The sequence below is a fragment of the Lentzea sp. NPDC051838 genome (genome assembly GCF_040681245.1).
Classification (GTDB): domain Bacteria; phylum Actinomycetota; class Actinomycetes; order Mycobacteriales; family Pseudonocardiaceae; genus Lentzea.
This window is the reverse complement of record NZ_JBFAYI010000008.1, coordinates 1-13,432: the sequence shown is the minus strand read 5'-3', so window position 1 is coordinate 13,432 and position 13,432 is coordinate 1. Positions and strand designations below refer to the sequence as shown.

Sequence of the window (13,432 nt, the reverse complement as noted above, 5' to 3'; positions counted from 1 at the left end):
AGACGGGTGCATCACGGTTCCGGCCCCACGTCCTCATCCTGGTTGGCTGTGGGCGTGGGGCCGGAACCGTGAGGTGCCCTGCTGAGCGCCGGATACGCGGTGAAGGCCGATGGTCGCGGCACTAGCATCTGCCCATGACCGTCCAATGCGGATGCTGCGGAGCCGAGATCACGTCTACGGACCGCATCGACTACCGGCTGAACCGCCCGGAGCCGTTGATCGGCCTGCCCTCGGAGCAGCTCGGCGCCCCGACAGGCGGCCTGCTCGTCGGACCGGACGGCCAGTCGTACCTCCGTTGTCTCCTGCCGGTTCGGCTGACCGGCGGAGTGGAGCTGGTCTTCGGCGCGTGGATGAAGATCAGCAAGGTCGACGCGATGTACGCCCATGCGGTCTGGGACAACGACTCCGAGTACGCGAACTTCCGCGTGTCCGGCACGTTCGCGAACTTCATCCTGCCGTGGGACCTGCTCGGCGTCCCGGTCGAGGCGGCCGTGCTGAACGCCGACGAGCTGCCGTACTACACCTCGCACCCGTTGCTGGACCGGGAATGGGACCGCGACGAGGTGCTCAGCTGCATCCGGCACCCGTTGCCGATCTCGATCCGGGAGACGCTGGGCGAGGTCTGGAGCGTCGAGCGGACCGCGGGCATGCGCTGCGTGGTGGAGGACCGCACGGTGTGGTTCTCGAGCCCCGGCCGCTGGGTGGGGCTCGACGTCTACAACGACAAGGCGCAACGCACGCCCAGCGACTTCCTCGCGGCCGTGATCGACGGCTACCCGTCGGAGGATCACTCCGTCGAGCACATCGGACCGGAGCTGCGGCACGCGTTCTGGCTCAGCGAGGTCATCGACGGCAACGAGGAGCAGGTGTTCCACGGGCACGTCGTGCGCCCTGGCACCATGCTGTCCGTGCGCGTGGTGCACCGCTTCCCCGCTGACAGGGCGTGGGCGCAGCACGTGCTGAACAGCGTCCAGTACATCGGGGAGTCATGACTTCGTGCTCGTGCTGTGGTGCCGAGATCGACGAGACCGGCATCGTCACGGTGGACATGGGCCTGCCGGTCGAGCCAGAGATGTCGTTGGCGGACGACATCGTGCTCGCGGACGGCTTCGGGTACGTGCGCGCTGTGCTGCGGCTGGAGCTGACCGGCGACCTGGAGCTGTGGCTGGGCGCGTGGATCCGGGTGAGCGTGGAGGACGCCCGGCGTGCTGCCGAGGTGTGGCCCGTCGTGGGGCTGCGCGGCACGTTCGCGCACGACATCAAGCCCTGGCAGGGACTGCTGGACGCCGAGGTCGGCTGCGAGCCCGTCGAACCGGACCACCTGCCGTTCTACGTCGAGCACCCGTTGCTGGGCACGGTGTGGGACCGGGACGAGGTGCTGAGCGCGTTCTTCGCGGAGCTGCCGGTGTCGGTCCAGCAGAAGCTGCTCGGCAAGTGGAGCATCGAGCGCACGGCCGGCCTGACACCACTCCTCGATCCTGACGGGCTGCGGTTCGTCGGGCCCGGCCGCACGGTGATCCTCGACATCCGCCGCGCGCCCGGTGTGGCAGCGGACCTGTTCCTCGACATGGCGCTCGCGGGTGCGCCGTCCGTGCCCGCGGAACAGACGCTCCGCACGTCCAACGGAATCGAGGCGCGCCACGCCCTGTGGCTCACGACCAGCCCTGAAGGCGTGCCGCAGCACGAGTTCTTCGGGCACGTCGCCCGACCGGGTGACATGCTCATCGTGACGTGCATCCACGACGACCCCGCCGACCACGCGTGGGCGCGCCACGTGCTGAACAGCGTGCGTTACGGGGCCTGACCGAACGTGAGCCGCATGTTCTTGCCGGCGAGGCTGACCAGTGGTGTGCGGCCGGTGAGGTAGCCCAGCGGGCCGTCGAGCGGGAACAGCCAGGCTGCCTTGATGAGCCGGAACCGTCCGGACAGGCGCAGTTTCGTGCGGACGTCGCGGCCGTCCAGTCGTTGCGCGGTCCAGCCCGTCGTGACCCACTCGCCGGGCAGCCCGACGCCTGGGCTGACCGCCACGCCCGCGATCGACGAGCCTTCGCCGAACTTCGCGAGCTGCTTCGGGATCGCCCACATCTCGCGGCCGCCGTCTCGCGACGCCTCGCTGTCGACCCAGATCTGCGGCACGGACACGGCTATCCGGCCTTGGTCGAGTACCGGCGTGGCGGCGAGCAGCTCGTCGTAGGTGAGCTCGCTGCCTTCCTCGTACTTCACGAACGCGACGGCCACGAAAGCGTTGCCCGCCAGCGTGATCATTCGCGCGCCAGCGGGGAGGTCGGCGTGCGGCACCTGGTCGCGCGGCACCCGGAAGACGGAGATCACGAAGGAGCCCCGCATGTGCCACGGCTCGGCTGGATAACGCACGCCCACGATCGTAACGTCAGGGAAATCCCAAGTTTGCCCGCGTGAGCTGGACCACTTGTAGAGGCGGGCTCACGATTCCCGCCATGAACGTCCTGCTGGCATTCGCACTCGCCGCGAGCGTCGTGACGCCCGCGCCGCCGCTGCCGCCCACGGCACCGTGCCCGGAGAACGTCCCCGCCGACGCCACTTGCTACGAGGGCCGGGACCCCAACGGCGCGTACTACACGATCGCCGTGCCGAAGAAGTGGAACAAGACGCTGGTCGTCCACTCGCACGGCGGCCCGGACCTGGGCGACCCCACGCCCGACCGCACCCGTGACGACCTGAACCGCTGGGCGGTCATGGTCAAGGAGGGCTACGCCTGGGCCGGCACCTCGTACCGGCGTGGCGGCTACGGCACGCGCATGGCCGCGGAGGACACGGACAACCTGCGCAAGATGGTCAGCGCCATGCTCAAGCCGCACAAGGTGTACATCCACGGCCAGTCGTGGGGCGGCAACGTCGCGGCCAAGACCATCGAGCTGTACAAGGGCTACGACGCGGCGCTGCTCACCAGCGGCGTGATGGCCGGCGGCTCGCGCGGCTACGACTACCGCGTCGACCTGCGCGTGGTCTACCAGTACTACTGCGGCAACCACCCGCGCCCGTCCGAGGTGCAGTACCCGCTGTGGCAGGGTCTGCGTCCCGGTTCCACGATGACGACGGCCGGTCTGCGGTCCCGCGTCGAGGAATGTCTTGGCGTGGCAGGAAGTCGCACGCCCGAGCAGCAGCAGAAGCTCACCGACATCCTCGCCGTGACCAAGATCCCCGAGGAGACGCTGCAGTCGCACCTGAACTTCGCGACGTTCACGTTCCGCGACATCGTGCACAACCGCCTGGGTGACCGGAACCCGTGGAGCAACGCGGGTGTCGTCTACAAGGGCTCGCACGACGACAAGGCCCTGAACGCAGGCGTCGAGCGCTTCTCCGCGGACCCCGCCGCCCGCGCCGACCTGGCCTACGACAGCGACCTCACCGGCAAGATCGACATCCCGGTGCTGTCGGTGCACGCGATCGGCGACCCCACGGCGTTCGTGGAGCACGAGTCGGCCTACCGGGACCAGGTCCTGAAGGCCGGCCGCTGGTACAACCTCGTGCAGACCTTCACCACCGAGGCGACGCACAGCGCGTTCAGCGACTCCGAGTACGCGGCGGCCATGCAGTCGCTGGCGGCGTGGGAGAAGTTCGGGGTGCGGTCCAACCCCTACCTGATCGCGTACAGCTGCCCCAGCCACGACAAGAAGTACGGCACGGGCTGCTTCTTCAACCCGAGCTACAAGCCGAACTCCTACGAGTCTCGGGTCGCGCCCCGCAAGTGACCCGCTGAAAGCGAAGCCCGGCCGCACAGTGCCTCCAGGACACGCTGTGCCGCCGGGCTTCGCGCTCTTGACCTCTACCATGGTCGAGGTACGACGATCTTGGGCATGACCACTGAGATCGAGAACCTCGTCGCCACCGTCCAGCACGCCCAGCAGAACGAGCTGCCGGAAGAGTTCATCGAGCTCTTCCGCGACGACGCGATCTGGACGACCGCGCACGGCAAGCGGTTGCTGGGCCGTGACGAGATCGCCTCCTTCACCCGCCAGGTGCTACCCGGCGCGGGAAAGGAGGCGCTCGCGACCTACGAGGTGTCGCACGTGCTGTTCATCCGGCCCGACGTGGCCGCCGTGAAGATCCGTCAGCGCCGAGTCTCACCGGACGGCACGTACCTGGACGTGGCCGAGGGCTCACCCTTGTACGTCCTGTCCAAAGAGGACGGCTCGTGGAAGATCGCCGCCGGCCAGAACACCATCGTGCTCTAGCGGTTCTGCAGCGACTTCACCTTGTCGCCGAACGTCCAGTTCTTCGAGCCGTCCCAGTTGATCGACCAGGTCATGAGGCCCTTGAGCTGACCGTTGAAGCTGTTCCACGCCTGCCCGACCAGACTCGGGCTCATGTAGCCGCCACCGGCACCCGGCTGAGCGGGCAGGCCCGGCACCTGCTTGTCGTACGGCACCTTGATCGTGGTGCCCTGCACGACCAGCCCCTTGTTGAGGCACTGGGTCTGCGCCACGAACCCTTGCACCGTCCCAGCCTGGTAGCTGTCACCGGAGCACCCGTACATCGACCCGTTGTAGTACTGCATGTTCAGCCACCACAGACGCCCGTTGTCCGCGTACTTCTTGATGATCGGCAGGTACGCACCCCAGATCGACCCGTAGACGATGCTGCCACCCGTCACGTATGCCGTCTCGGGAGCCATCGTCAGGCCGAAGCCACTCGGCATCGCCGCGAGCACGCCGTCGATGATGCGGATGAGGTTGGCCTGCGAGGGCGAGAGCTGGTTGATGTTGCCGCTGCCGACCAGCCCGGTCTCGATGTCGATGTCGATGCCGTCGAAGTTGAACTTCTTGAGAATCGGCACCACCGTGGCGACGAACCGGTTGGCCACCGCGGTAGAACTCAGGTCGATGCCCGCCGCCGCACCACCGATCGACAGCAGAATCGTCGCCCCGGCTGCTTTGGCCGCACACATCTCGGCAGGCGTCGCAACCTTGACGCCCGCGTCCATCCCGTCCTCCCACAGCACCGTGCCGTCGGAGCGGATCACGGGGAACGCCGCGTTGATGACGTTGTAGCCGTGCTGCTTGATGCGGGCGTCGGTGATGGGCGTCCAGCCGAACGGCGGATGCACCCCGTTCGACGCGCCGTCCCAGTTCTCCCAGTAGCCGTGCAGAACCTTGCCGGCCGGGCGGGGTTTGAGCGCACAGGTGTCGGCCGCCTGCGCGGTGGACGGGACCAGCACGGCGCTCATGAGCAGAAGCAGGGCTGTCAGCGCCTTCATTACCAAGCGGGCAGACATTCGCTCACCTTTCGCATGCAGGCGGCGACCCTTTGTCATTGAAGCACGAAATGGTCCAGACCTCTACGGGTGGAGTGGGGGTGGAGGTGGTGGCGCGGGGTTGGGGGTGGGAGACGGTGGCTGGGGTGAGGTCCGGCTCGGAGGTGGGGCATGGCCGGAGGGGGTTCCGGGGCGTGTGAAGTGGACGGAAGTGCGGCGCGGGTGGGGTGAGAGGACGGCAGGTGCGGGCTTGCGCGGGTGAGTGCGGGCGCGCGCAGACGAGCGCGGGCTTGAGGGGGTGAGCGCGGGCTTGAGGGGTGGAGCGCGGGCTTGCGTGGGCAGGTAAGTGCGGGCTCGCGCGGGCGGACGGGCTTGCGCAGGTGACTCCGGGCTCGCGCGGGCGGATGTGGGCTCACGCGTGCCGATGTGGGTTTGCGGGAGTAGGTGCGGGCGTGCGCAGACGAGCGCGGGCTTGAGAGGTGGGCGCGGGCTCGCGTGGGCAGGTAAGTGCGGGCTCGCATAGGTGGTCGGGCTTGCGCAGATGGGTGCAGCTAGGCGTGCTCGGGCAGCGCGGAGACAGGGAGGTGGAGCAACTTAGGCGCAGGTGTGGCGGGGCCACGTTCGGCGGGTTGGACAGGCGGAGGCTCTGGGGAGCGCGCCACGGCTGAGGTGGGCTGGGCCGGGGCGGGTCAGGTTGCCGCGGGGCCTTCGTGGTGGCCCCGCGGCGCTTCCGCGGCGGGGGGTTAGAAGCCCAGGGTTGCTTCTGAGACTTTCCAGAGTTGGGCGGCCGCTTCTGGGTCTTGGGCGTAGGGGGCTACGCCTCGGAGGTGGGTGTCGCCTGTAGCGGGGGCGGCTTCGTTGCAGTCTTCGAAGTACTTGCCGGAGATGCCTGCGAGGAGCGGGGTGGTGGCTACTACGAGGGTGGTGGCTGCGCCTTGTTCTGGGGTTTTGACTCGGCGGGTGGTGGCGGCGCCGCTTTGGCGGATGCGCTCTTGGAGTTCGGCTTGGGTCAGGTGGCGTTGGAGGTTGGTGGCGATGCTGCCTGGCATCAGGGCGTTCATCGTGATGCCTTCGGAGGCCCAGCGGGTGCCGGCTTCCAGGCCGAAGAGGATGTTGGCCGTTTTGGATTGGCCGTAGGCCTGCCAGCGGTCGTAGGGGCGGTGGTCGTAGTGGATGTCGTCGAACTCGACGGCGCCCATGAGGTGGGCCGAGGAGCTGACGTTGACCACGCGGGCGCCTTCGGCTCGCAGGGAGTTGAAGAGGCCCAGGGTCAGGGTGAAGTGGCCGAAGTGGTTGGTGGCGAACTGGAGCTCCCAGCCCTCCGGGGTGCGGGTGAGCGGGGTGGCCATGACGCCTGCGTTGTTGATGAGCAGGTGGAGGGGGCCGTCCCAGTTGCGCGCGAAGGCTTTCACCGAGGTCTGGGAGGACAGGTCGAGCTTGCCGACCGAGATCCGCTTGTTGCCGGTGGCCTTGATGAGGGAGGTGGCGACGCGTTGGGCCGCGTCGACGTCGCGGGCCGCGATGGTGACCTCGGCGCCTGCGGTGGCGAGGGCGCGGACGGTTTCCACGCCGATGCCCGAGGCGCCGCCGGTGACGATGGCTCGGCGGCCGGCCAGGTCGGCGACCTGGGCCACCTCCATCGCGGTGGTGTCGAAGCCGTAGCCGGTGGTGATCATGCCTGTTCCCCGATCTTGAGGGTTTCCTCGGAGACCTTCCACAGCTGGGCGGCGGCTTCCGGGTCGTGTGCGTAGGCGGCGAGGCCGTTGGTCATGCCGGGCTCGTGCGGCAGGGCCTCGTCGCAGTCTTCGAAGTACAAGCCCGAGCGGCCTTCGACGAGCGGCGAGACGGCGAGCACCAGGGTGGTCGAGGCGCCCTGTTCCGGGGTCTTGAGCCGCAACGGGCCCGCGTCGCCACCGCGCAGCTTGATGCGCTCCTGCAGCTCCTCGGGCGTGATGTGGCGCTGCAGCGCCGTGAGGATGCCGCCGGGCATCAGGGCGTTCATCGTGATGCCCTCGGACGCCCAGCGCTGACCCGCCTCGACGCCGAACAGGACGTTCGCCGTCTTGGACTGGCCGTAAGCCTGCCAGCGGTCGTACTCGCGGCGCTCGAAGTGGATGTCCTCGAACACCACGGGGCTCGAGAGGTGGCCGGCCGAGCTGACGTTGACCACGCGGGCACCCTCGGCGCGCAACGAGCCGAAGAGGCCGACGGTCAGCGTGAAGTGGCCGAAGTGGTTCGTGGCGAACTGGAGCTCCCAGCCCTCCGGCGTGCGGGTCAGCGGCGTGGCCATGACGCCCGCGTTGTTGATCAGCAGGTGCAGCGGGCCGTCCCACGAGGCGACGAAGGCCTTCACCGAGTCCTGCGAGGTCAGCTCCAGCGGAGCGACGAAGATCTGCTTGTTGCCCGTGGCGGCGGACAGCTCAGCGGCCACCTTCTGGCCCGCCTCGACGTTCCGCGCCGCGATGGTGACCTCGGCGCCCGCGGCGGCCAGCGCCCGCACGGTCTCGACGCCGATGCCCGACGCTCCACCGGTGACCACGGCGCGACGGCCCGAGAGGTCGACGCCCTCGACGACCTCGAGAGCAGTCGTCTCGAAGCCGAACGGGGTGGTGATGCGCTCACTCATCTGAAATCCCCAACCTGTGTCGTACACTGAAACGGAGGTTCCTCCGGTTCGGGTTCCACAGTAACCGGAGGGTCCTCCGTTTAGCAAGTGACCTGATGGAGTGATGAAGAAGTGCGTGCTGACGCTGTCCGCAACCGCGGGTTGCTGCTCGAGGTGGCGCTCGACGCGTTCACCCACGAGAAGGACGTGACGCTGGGCGCCATCGCCAAGAAGGCGGGCGTCGGCATCGGCACGCTCTACCGGCACTTCCCCACCCGCGAGGCCCTGATCGAGGCCGTCTACCGCACCGAGCTGGACAAGCTCTGCGCCGCCGCCCCCGAGCTCCTGGAGACCAACGAGCCGGAAGCCGCGCTACGAGAGTGGATGGACCTCTTCATCGCGTACATCGCGACGAAGCAGGACCTCAAGGACGCGCTCCAGGCCGTGATCGCGCTGGGCATCAACCCGTTCGAGCACAGCCGCGCCAAGATGACGGCCGCGGTGGAAACGCTGCTCCACGCCATGGGCGCACAGGCCGAGCCGATGGACGTGATGACGCTCCTGATCGGCGTCGCCCAGAACGGCGACCCGGCTCAGGCCAAACGCATGCTCGACCTGATCATGGACGGGATCCGTCACGGCGCTGCTGCTCGAAGCGCTCCACCAGCATAGGAGCCTCGTCGAGCAGGAACGTGTAGAAGTCGCGCATGTAGGCGAGCCGTTCAAAAGCAGGCCCGGACCCGACCACCTCGACGCCGTTCTGCACAGCGACCAGGATTTCGTCGACGACGGTGTGCTGCCGCGAGTACAGCGTGGTCCAGGCGTTGTCGCGCATCCGGAAGTGCTCACGCCGGCTGCCCGCCACGTAGATCCGCTCGATCAGCCCCATCTGCGCGACCATCTTGACCGCACCGGACACCGATCCGGCACTCACACCCAGCTCGTCGGCGAGATCCCCCGCGGTCAGCGACTCCTTGTCGGAGAACAGGAACGCCGCCAACGCGCGCGCCCCCATCCGCTGCATCCCGGCGCCGACCAGCGTCAGCGCCAACTGCTCGGCAGCCTCTCTGCGTGCTGTCTCGCCCGTCACAGCAACCCTGTCTTCAGAAATTTCTGAACATTCGCTAGCCTCTATCCTAGGGGGAAGGGGCTGGACATGGCCACAGCACTCGTCGTAGGCACGGGGATCGCCGGACTCGCGACCGCGCTCAGACTGACCCGCAGCGCGTGGGACGTCGTCGTGCTCGACCACGGCAAACACCACGACCCGGTACCGCTCAGAGGCCCTGACCTGCACGCCGCCAAGCGCCTCGAAGCCCTCCCCTACCCGCTCCACTACGAGACCCGCCACAGCACCGTCACAGCGCTCCAGCCCGACCGCTTCGGCGTCACGGTCGCCTTCAACGACCACGAGGACGAGTGGTTCGACATCGTCGTGTGCGCCCAGCCCTGCTGCGAGGCCGACCGATTACCCGGTCTCCGGCTCGAATCCTGGTCCCGCGACCACATCGCCCTGCTCTACAAAGCCGTGCAGGACACCGAGATCCCACTGTGCGCCGCCGAGCTCCTCGCGGACGCGTTCGACATCCACTCGGACGACTACGCGGCATTCTCTTGGTGGGAAACCACGTTGAAGCCGCACAGCGTTAGGCGGGCCTTTACCCGCGTTCGGTAAGCCTGCTGGTCATGACCACGTTACGGAGACGCACCTTCATCGTGGGCGGCCTCGCGGGAGCGAGCGCCGGACTGGCGATCCCCAAGCTGGCCAACGCGATCGGCTACCCGTTCACCCTCGGCGTCGCGTCCGGCGAACCGGCGGCCGACGGATTCGTGATCTGGACCCGCCTCGCCCCCAACCCCCTAGGCGCCGACGGCCTCGGCGGCATGCCGAACACCAACCAGGCCGTCGAGTGGCAGGTCGCCACCGACGAGCGCTTCACGTCCCTCGCCCGCACCGGCACCTTCACGACGCAGCAGGCAAGCGCTCACTCCGTGCACGTCACACTCACCGGCCTCGAACCGGGCCGCGAGTACTGGTACCGCTTCCGCACCGGCGGCCACATCTCCCCCGCCGGCCGCGCCCTGACCGCACCGGCCGTCGGCACGCAACCCGAGCTCTCCATGCTCTTCGCCTCGTGCTCGCACTTCGAGGAGGGCTACTTCACGGCCTACCGCCGGATGGCCGAGGAACACCCGGACCTGATCCTGCACCTCGGCGACTACATCTACGAAGGCGCCGCGACCACCACGAAGGTCCGCACGTTCGCGCCCTCCACCGAGATCAGCACGCTCGCCAACTACCGCGTCCGCCACGCCCAGTACAAGACCGACCCGGACCTGCAGGCCGCGCACGCCACCGCGCCCTGGCTCGTCGTCTGGGACGACCACGAGGTGGAGAACAACTACGCCGACCTCGTGCGCAACGACAGCAGCCCGGCCGGTGACTTCAAGGCCCGCCGCGCCGCCGCGTACAAGGCGTACTACGAGCACATGCCACTGCGGTCAGCCCAAGCCCCGACCGCCGAGAACATGTTGCTGCACCGCCGGATCCGCTGGGGCAGCCTCGCCACGTTCCACATGCTCGACACCCGCCAGTACCGCGACGACCAGGCGTGCGGCGACGGCACGAAGGTCTGCCCGGCCGCCGACGACGCGGCCCGCACGCTCACCGGCACCTCCCAGGAAACCTGGCTGATCGACGGGCTCAGGCAGAAGCTCGGCACCTGGGACTTCCTCGGCCAGCAGGTGTTCTTCGCCCAGCGCCTCGCCGCCGCGGACGGCTCGAAGAGCATGGATGCCTGGGACGGCTACACCGCCAACCGCACCCGCATCCAGAACGCCTGGGACACCAGCGGCAACAAGGGCACCGTCGTGCTCACCGGCGACGTGCACCGCAGCTGGGCCGCGAACCTCATGCAGAACTACGGCACCCAGAACCGCATCATCGGCACCGAGCTCGTCACCACGTCGATCACGTCCGGCGGCGACGGCAACGCGGCCGACAACAGCCTCAACCCGACGCTGAACCCGCACGTCAAGTACTTCAAGAACCTGCGCGGCTACGTCAGAACCCGCACCAACGCCACCGAGATGCGCGTCGACTTCCGCGCCGTCGACAAGGTCACCGTCCGCGACTACCCGGTGAAAACCGTCGGCAGCTACGTCGTCGAGTCCACCAACCCCGGATTGCAGGCGCCGTGAAGACCCTCCTGATCGCGAGCCTCCTCCTCGCCCCCGCCCCGATGACGTGGTCCACGGTCAACACAGACTCGACCGGCGACCAGGACAACGCGTCCGTCTCCACCACCCGCAACGGCTACACGGCCGTCGTGTGGGAGGACGACCGCGACACCACAGCCCCGACGGACCCGATCCACTCCGACGTCTGGATCCGCCTCTACCGCGACGGCACCTCCGTCTACGAAAAGAAGCTGAGCACCGGCGGCACCGGCAACTGGCGCCACTGGCAGCCCGACGTCGCCCTGCACGAGAACGGCACCGCCGTGGTCGTCTGGTCGGAAGATCCGGACGGCAACGGCTTCTACAACATCGCGGTCCGTTCCGTGAGCACAGCAGGCACGGTCTCCGGCTCCGGCACGGCCAACGCGAGCGCCGACGGCCAGCAGCACTTCCCCAGCGTCGCAGCGGATCCGGACACCGGCGGCTTCGCGGTCGCCTGGGAAGACCAACAGGGCACCGCCGCACCCACCGTGCGCGTCAGCGGGTTCGCCTCCATCTCGTCCAAGACCTACGAGGCCCAGGTCAACAACGCGGGCGGCACCCACGCCAAGCCCCAGGTAGCGATGGGCGCGGCAGGCAACGCGATCGTGGCCTGGGAGGCGGACGCCAACGTAGCCCGCAAGATCCTCACCCCGTCCGGCGGCGTGAAGCAGGCGCAAACCACGACGGGGCAAGGAAAACACCCCGCCGTGGCAGCCAACTTCAACGGCGACTTCGCGATCACCTGGGAACAGTCCGGCGTGAAGACCCAGTCCTTCACCGCCACCGGCACCTCACGCGGCGCCGTAGCCAGCACCACCGGCACCGACCCGCAAATCGGCATAGACGACCAACTGGGCGTCGCCGTCACCACCGCAGAAGCCCAGGACATCTACACCAGCGTCTACAACCCGGACGGCACCACAACGGGCCGCCCGCCCCGCCAGCTCACGGTCTCCAACGCCGACGGCAGGCAGGACGAACCCACCGTCGGCGTGGACCCGTGGGGCCAGATCACCGTCGTCTACACGGACGACAACGACGGCAACGGCTTCGACCAGATCTACCTGGGCACGGGGTTGTCGACCCAAGCCTGGTGAACTACCGCTGATCGACGGGCCTGCGTCGCTGGTGGACGTCCAGCAGCGACGCGGGCTTCCAGAACCCGTGCACGTCGTAGGTATCCGTACCAGGCGGCACGATCTCGTCGATCCGGTCCAGCACGTCATCGGTCAGCACCAGGTCAGCGCCCTCGAGCAACGACTCCAGCTGCTCCATAGTGCGCGGCCCGGTGATCGCGGACGTCACCGCCGGATGCGTAGTCACGAACGCGATCGCCAACGCGGGCAACGACACCCCCATCTCATCGGCGAGCTTCGCGAACTCCTCCACCGCGTCGAACTTCGCCGCGTTCTTGGCCAACGACTCGTCGAACCGGTCCGGCGTCAACGTCGCCCGGAACGCCTCGACCGCCGCACCCCGCCGATGCTTGCCCGACAGGAACCCGCTGGCCAACGGACTCCAGACCAGCACGCCCATGCCAAGCCGTTGTGCCGTCGGCAGCACCGCCCGCTCAATCCCGCGCGCCAGCAACGAGTAGGGCGGCTGCTCAGTGCGGAACCGCATCAGGCCACGGTTCATCGCCACGTGGTAGGCCTCGTTGATCTCCTCGGCCGGGTAGGTCGAACACCCGAACGCGCGGATCTTCCCTTCCCGCACCAGATCCGTGAGCACCGAGAGCGTTTCCTCGACGTCCGTCGAGTAATCCGGCCGGTGCACCTGGTAAACGTCGATCCAGTTGGTCTGCAGACGGCGCAGGCTGTCCTCGACAGCACGCACGACGTACCGCCGCGAGTTACCGCTGCGGTTACGACCTTCTGTAAGCGGGAAGTGCACCTTCGTAGCCAGCACGACGTCGTCACGACGATCCTTCAACGCCTTGCCGACGATCTCTTCCGACTCTCCCGCCGAGTACATGTCGGCGGTGTCGACGAAGTTGATACCCGCGTCGAGCGCGCGGTGGATGATCCGCACCCCTTCGTCGTGGTCTTTGTTGGCGACATCGCCGAACATCATGGCGCCGAGGCAGTGGTGACTGACCTCGATACCGGTTCCCCCAAGTACGCGATAACGCATCGTCATAGCAGCAACCTATGAACTAGACCCAGCTCTAGGTCAACCCCGCCACGGCAAGATCAAGCCCGAGTCCGAAGGCGAGGCGACCCGAAGGCGAAGCCGAGGCTGCTTGGGCGATGCCGAAGGCGAGCTTGCTTTTCCGTGCGCTCCGGCGGGCCCCGTCACGAGTCGTGCCTGATCGTTGGCCGCGCCAGAGCCGGGGTGTCAACTCGACACGCTTTTCGTCGAGTTGACACCCC

14 protein-coding genes are annotated in these 13,432 nt (G+C 67.9%); 8 read left to right on the top strand and 6 right to left on the bottom strand.

Going from position 1 to position 13,432, the window contains the following annotated elements:
* Positions 1-134 precede the first annotated feature (134 nt).
* Positions 135-992, top strand: coding sequence for a hypothetical protein (locus tag AB0M24_RS19910; RefSeq protein WP_363769384.1), 858 nt, complete (start codon positions 135-137; stop codon positions 990-992).
* Complete coding sequence (locus tag AB0M24_RS19905) at positions 989-1,804, top strand: hypothetical protein (RefSeq protein ID WP_363769381.1); 816 nt, start codon at positions 989-991, stop codon at positions 1,802-1,804. Before AB0M24_RS19910 ends, AB0M24_RS19905 begins: the two co-directional genes overlap by 4 nt.
* Here the strand turns inward: AB0M24_RS19905 and AB0M24_RS19900 are convergent.
* Positions 1,792-2,373 (bottom strand): acetoacetate decarboxylase family protein, encoded by a 582-nt coding sequence (locus AB0M24_RS19900; RefSeq protein WP_363769378.1) that lies wholly within the window; start codon positions 2,371-2,373, stop codon positions 1,792-1,794. The two genes, AB0M24_RS19905 and AB0M24_RS19900, sit on opposite strands and share 13 nt — an antisense overlap.
* Before the next feature lie 83 nt (positions 2,374-2,456).
* Between AB0M24_RS19900 and AB0M24_RS19895 the strand changes: the two genes are divergently transcribed.
* Positions 2,457-3,731, top strand: coding sequence for a hypothetical protein (locus AB0M24_RS19895; protein WP_363769375.1), 1,275 nt, complete (start codon positions 2,457-2,459; stop codon positions 3,729-3,731).
* 105 nt (positions 3,732-3,836) lie between these two features.
* Positions 3,837-4,214: an SgcJ/EcaC family oxidoreductase gene (locus tag AB0M24_RS19890; RefSeq protein ID WP_363769372.1), complete on the top strand. Its 378-nt coding sequence runs from the start codon at positions 3,837-3,839 to the stop codon at positions 4,212-4,214.
* Here AB0M24_RS19890 and AB0M24_RS19885 read toward each other — a convergent pair.
* The 3 genes from AB0M24_RS19885 to AB0M24_RS19875 all read right to left on the bottom strand — a co-directional run bounded on the left by AB0M24_RS19885 (position 4,211) and on the right by AB0M24_RS19875 (position 7,859).
* Positions 4,211-5,254, bottom strand: coding sequence for a chitinase (locus AB0M24_RS19885; RefSeq protein ID WP_363769369.1), 1,044 nt, complete (start codon positions 5,252-5,254; stop codon positions 4,211-4,213). The genes AB0M24_RS19890 and AB0M24_RS19885 overlap by 4 nt on opposite strands.
* Before the next feature lie 722 nt (positions 5,255-5,976).
* Positions 5,977-6,909 (bottom strand): SDR family NAD(P)-dependent oxidoreductase, encoded by a 933-nt coding sequence (locus tag AB0M24_RS19880; RefSeq protein WP_363769366.1) that lies wholly within the window; start codon positions 6,907-6,909, stop codon positions 5,977-5,979.
* Positions 6,906-7,859 (bottom strand): SDR family NAD(P)-dependent oxidoreductase, encoded by a 954-nt coding sequence (locus tag AB0M24_RS19875; protein WP_363769363.1) that lies wholly within the window; start codon positions 7,857-7,859, stop codon positions 6,906-6,908. The genes AB0M24_RS19880 and AB0M24_RS19875 overlap by 4 nt, the downstream gene beginning before the upstream one ends.
* Before the next feature lie 111 nt (positions 7,860-7,970).
* Here AB0M24_RS19875 and AB0M24_RS19870 point away from each other — a divergent pair, with 111 nt between their 5' ends.
* Entirely contained in the window at positions 7,971-8,510 is a 540-nt protein-coding gene (locus AB0M24_RS19870) for a helix-turn-helix domain-containing protein (RefSeq protein ID WP_363769360.1), read from the top strand.
* Here the strand turns inward: AB0M24_RS19870 and AB0M24_RS19865 are convergent.
* On the bottom strand, positions 8,458-8,928 hold the full coding sequence (locus AB0M24_RS19865) for a MarR family transcriptional regulator (protein ID WP_363769357.1): 471 nt from the start codon (positions 8,926-8,928) through the stop codon (positions 8,458-8,460). The genes AB0M24_RS19870 and AB0M24_RS19865 overlap by 53 nt on opposite strands.
* Before the next feature lie 66 nt (positions 8,929-8,994).
* Between AB0M24_RS19865 and AB0M24_RS19860 the strand changes: the two genes are divergently transcribed.
* The 3 genes from AB0M24_RS19860 to AB0M24_RS19850 are packed head-to-tail and all read left to right on the top strand — an operon-like array spanning position 8,995 to position 12,157.
* Positions 8,995-9,513: an FAD-dependent oxidoreductase gene (locus AB0M24_RS19860; RefSeq protein WP_363769354.1), complete on the top strand. Its 519-nt coding sequence runs from the start codon at positions 8,995-8,997 to the stop codon at positions 9,511-9,513.
* 11 nt (positions 9,514-9,524) lie between these two features.
* Complete coding sequence (locus AB0M24_RS19855; RefSeq protein ID WP_363769350.1) at positions 9,525-11,039, top strand: alkaline phosphatase D family protein; 1,515 nt, start codon at positions 9,525-9,527, stop codon at positions 11,037-11,039.
* Complete coding sequence (locus tag AB0M24_RS19850) at positions 11,036-12,157, top strand: hypothetical protein (RefSeq protein WP_363769347.1); 1,122 nt, start codon at positions 11,036-11,038, stop codon at positions 12,155-12,157. The genes AB0M24_RS19855 and AB0M24_RS19850 overlap by 4 nt, the downstream gene beginning before the upstream one ends.
* Position 12,158: 1 nt before the next feature.
* Here AB0M24_RS19850 and AB0M24_RS19845 read toward each other — a convergent pair whose 3' ends face one another.
* Positions 12,159-13,193, bottom strand: coding sequence for an aldo/keto reductase (locus AB0M24_RS19845; RefSeq protein ID WP_363770233.1), 1,035 nt, complete (start codon positions 13,191-13,193; stop codon positions 12,159-12,161).
* Positions 13,194-13,432: the final 239 nt, after the last annotated feature.

Bases quoted from the DNA above. Each gene is read 5' to 3' on its own strand.
- AB0M24_RS19885 (WP_363769369.1), bottom strand. From the start codon at position 5,254: ATGTCTGCCCGCTTGGTAATGAAGGCGCTGACAGCCCTGCTTCTGCTC.
- AB0M24_RS19875 (WP_363769363.1), bottom strand. From the start codon at position 7,859: ATGAGTGAGCGCATCACCACCCCGTTCGGCTTCGAGACGACTGCTCTC.
- AB0M24_RS19845 (WP_363770233.1), bottom strand. From the start codon at position 13,193: ATGCGTTATCGCGTACTTGGGGGAACCGGTATCGAGGTCAGTCACCAC.
- AB0M24_RS19905 (WP_363769381.1), top strand. From the start codon at position 989: ATGACTTCGTGCTCGTGCTGTGGTGCCGAGATCGACGAGACCGGCATC.
- AB0M24_RS19895 (WP_363769375.1), top strand. From the start codon at position 2,457: ATGAACGTCCTGCTGGCATTCGCACTCGCCGCGAGCGTCGTGACGCCC.
- AB0M24_RS19910 (WP_363769384.1), top strand. From the start codon at position 135: ATGACCGTCCAATGCGGATGCTGCGGAGCCGAGATCACGTCTACGGAC.
- AB0M24_RS19890 (WP_363769372.1), top strand. From the start codon at position 3,837: ATGACCACTGAGATCGAGAACCTCGTCGCCACCGTCCAGCACGCCCAG.
- AB0M24_RS19860 (WP_363769354.1), top strand. From the start codon at position 8,995: ATGGCCACAGCACTCGTCGTAGGCACGGGGATCGCCGGACTCGCGACC.
- AB0M24_RS19855 (WP_363769350.1), top strand. From the start codon at position 9,525: ATGACCACGTTACGGAGACGCACCTTCATCGTGGGCGGCCTCGCGGGA.
- AB0M24_RS19880 (WP_363769366.1), bottom strand. From the start codon at position 6,909: ATGATCACCACCGGCTACGGCTTCGACACCACCGCGATGGAGGTGGCC.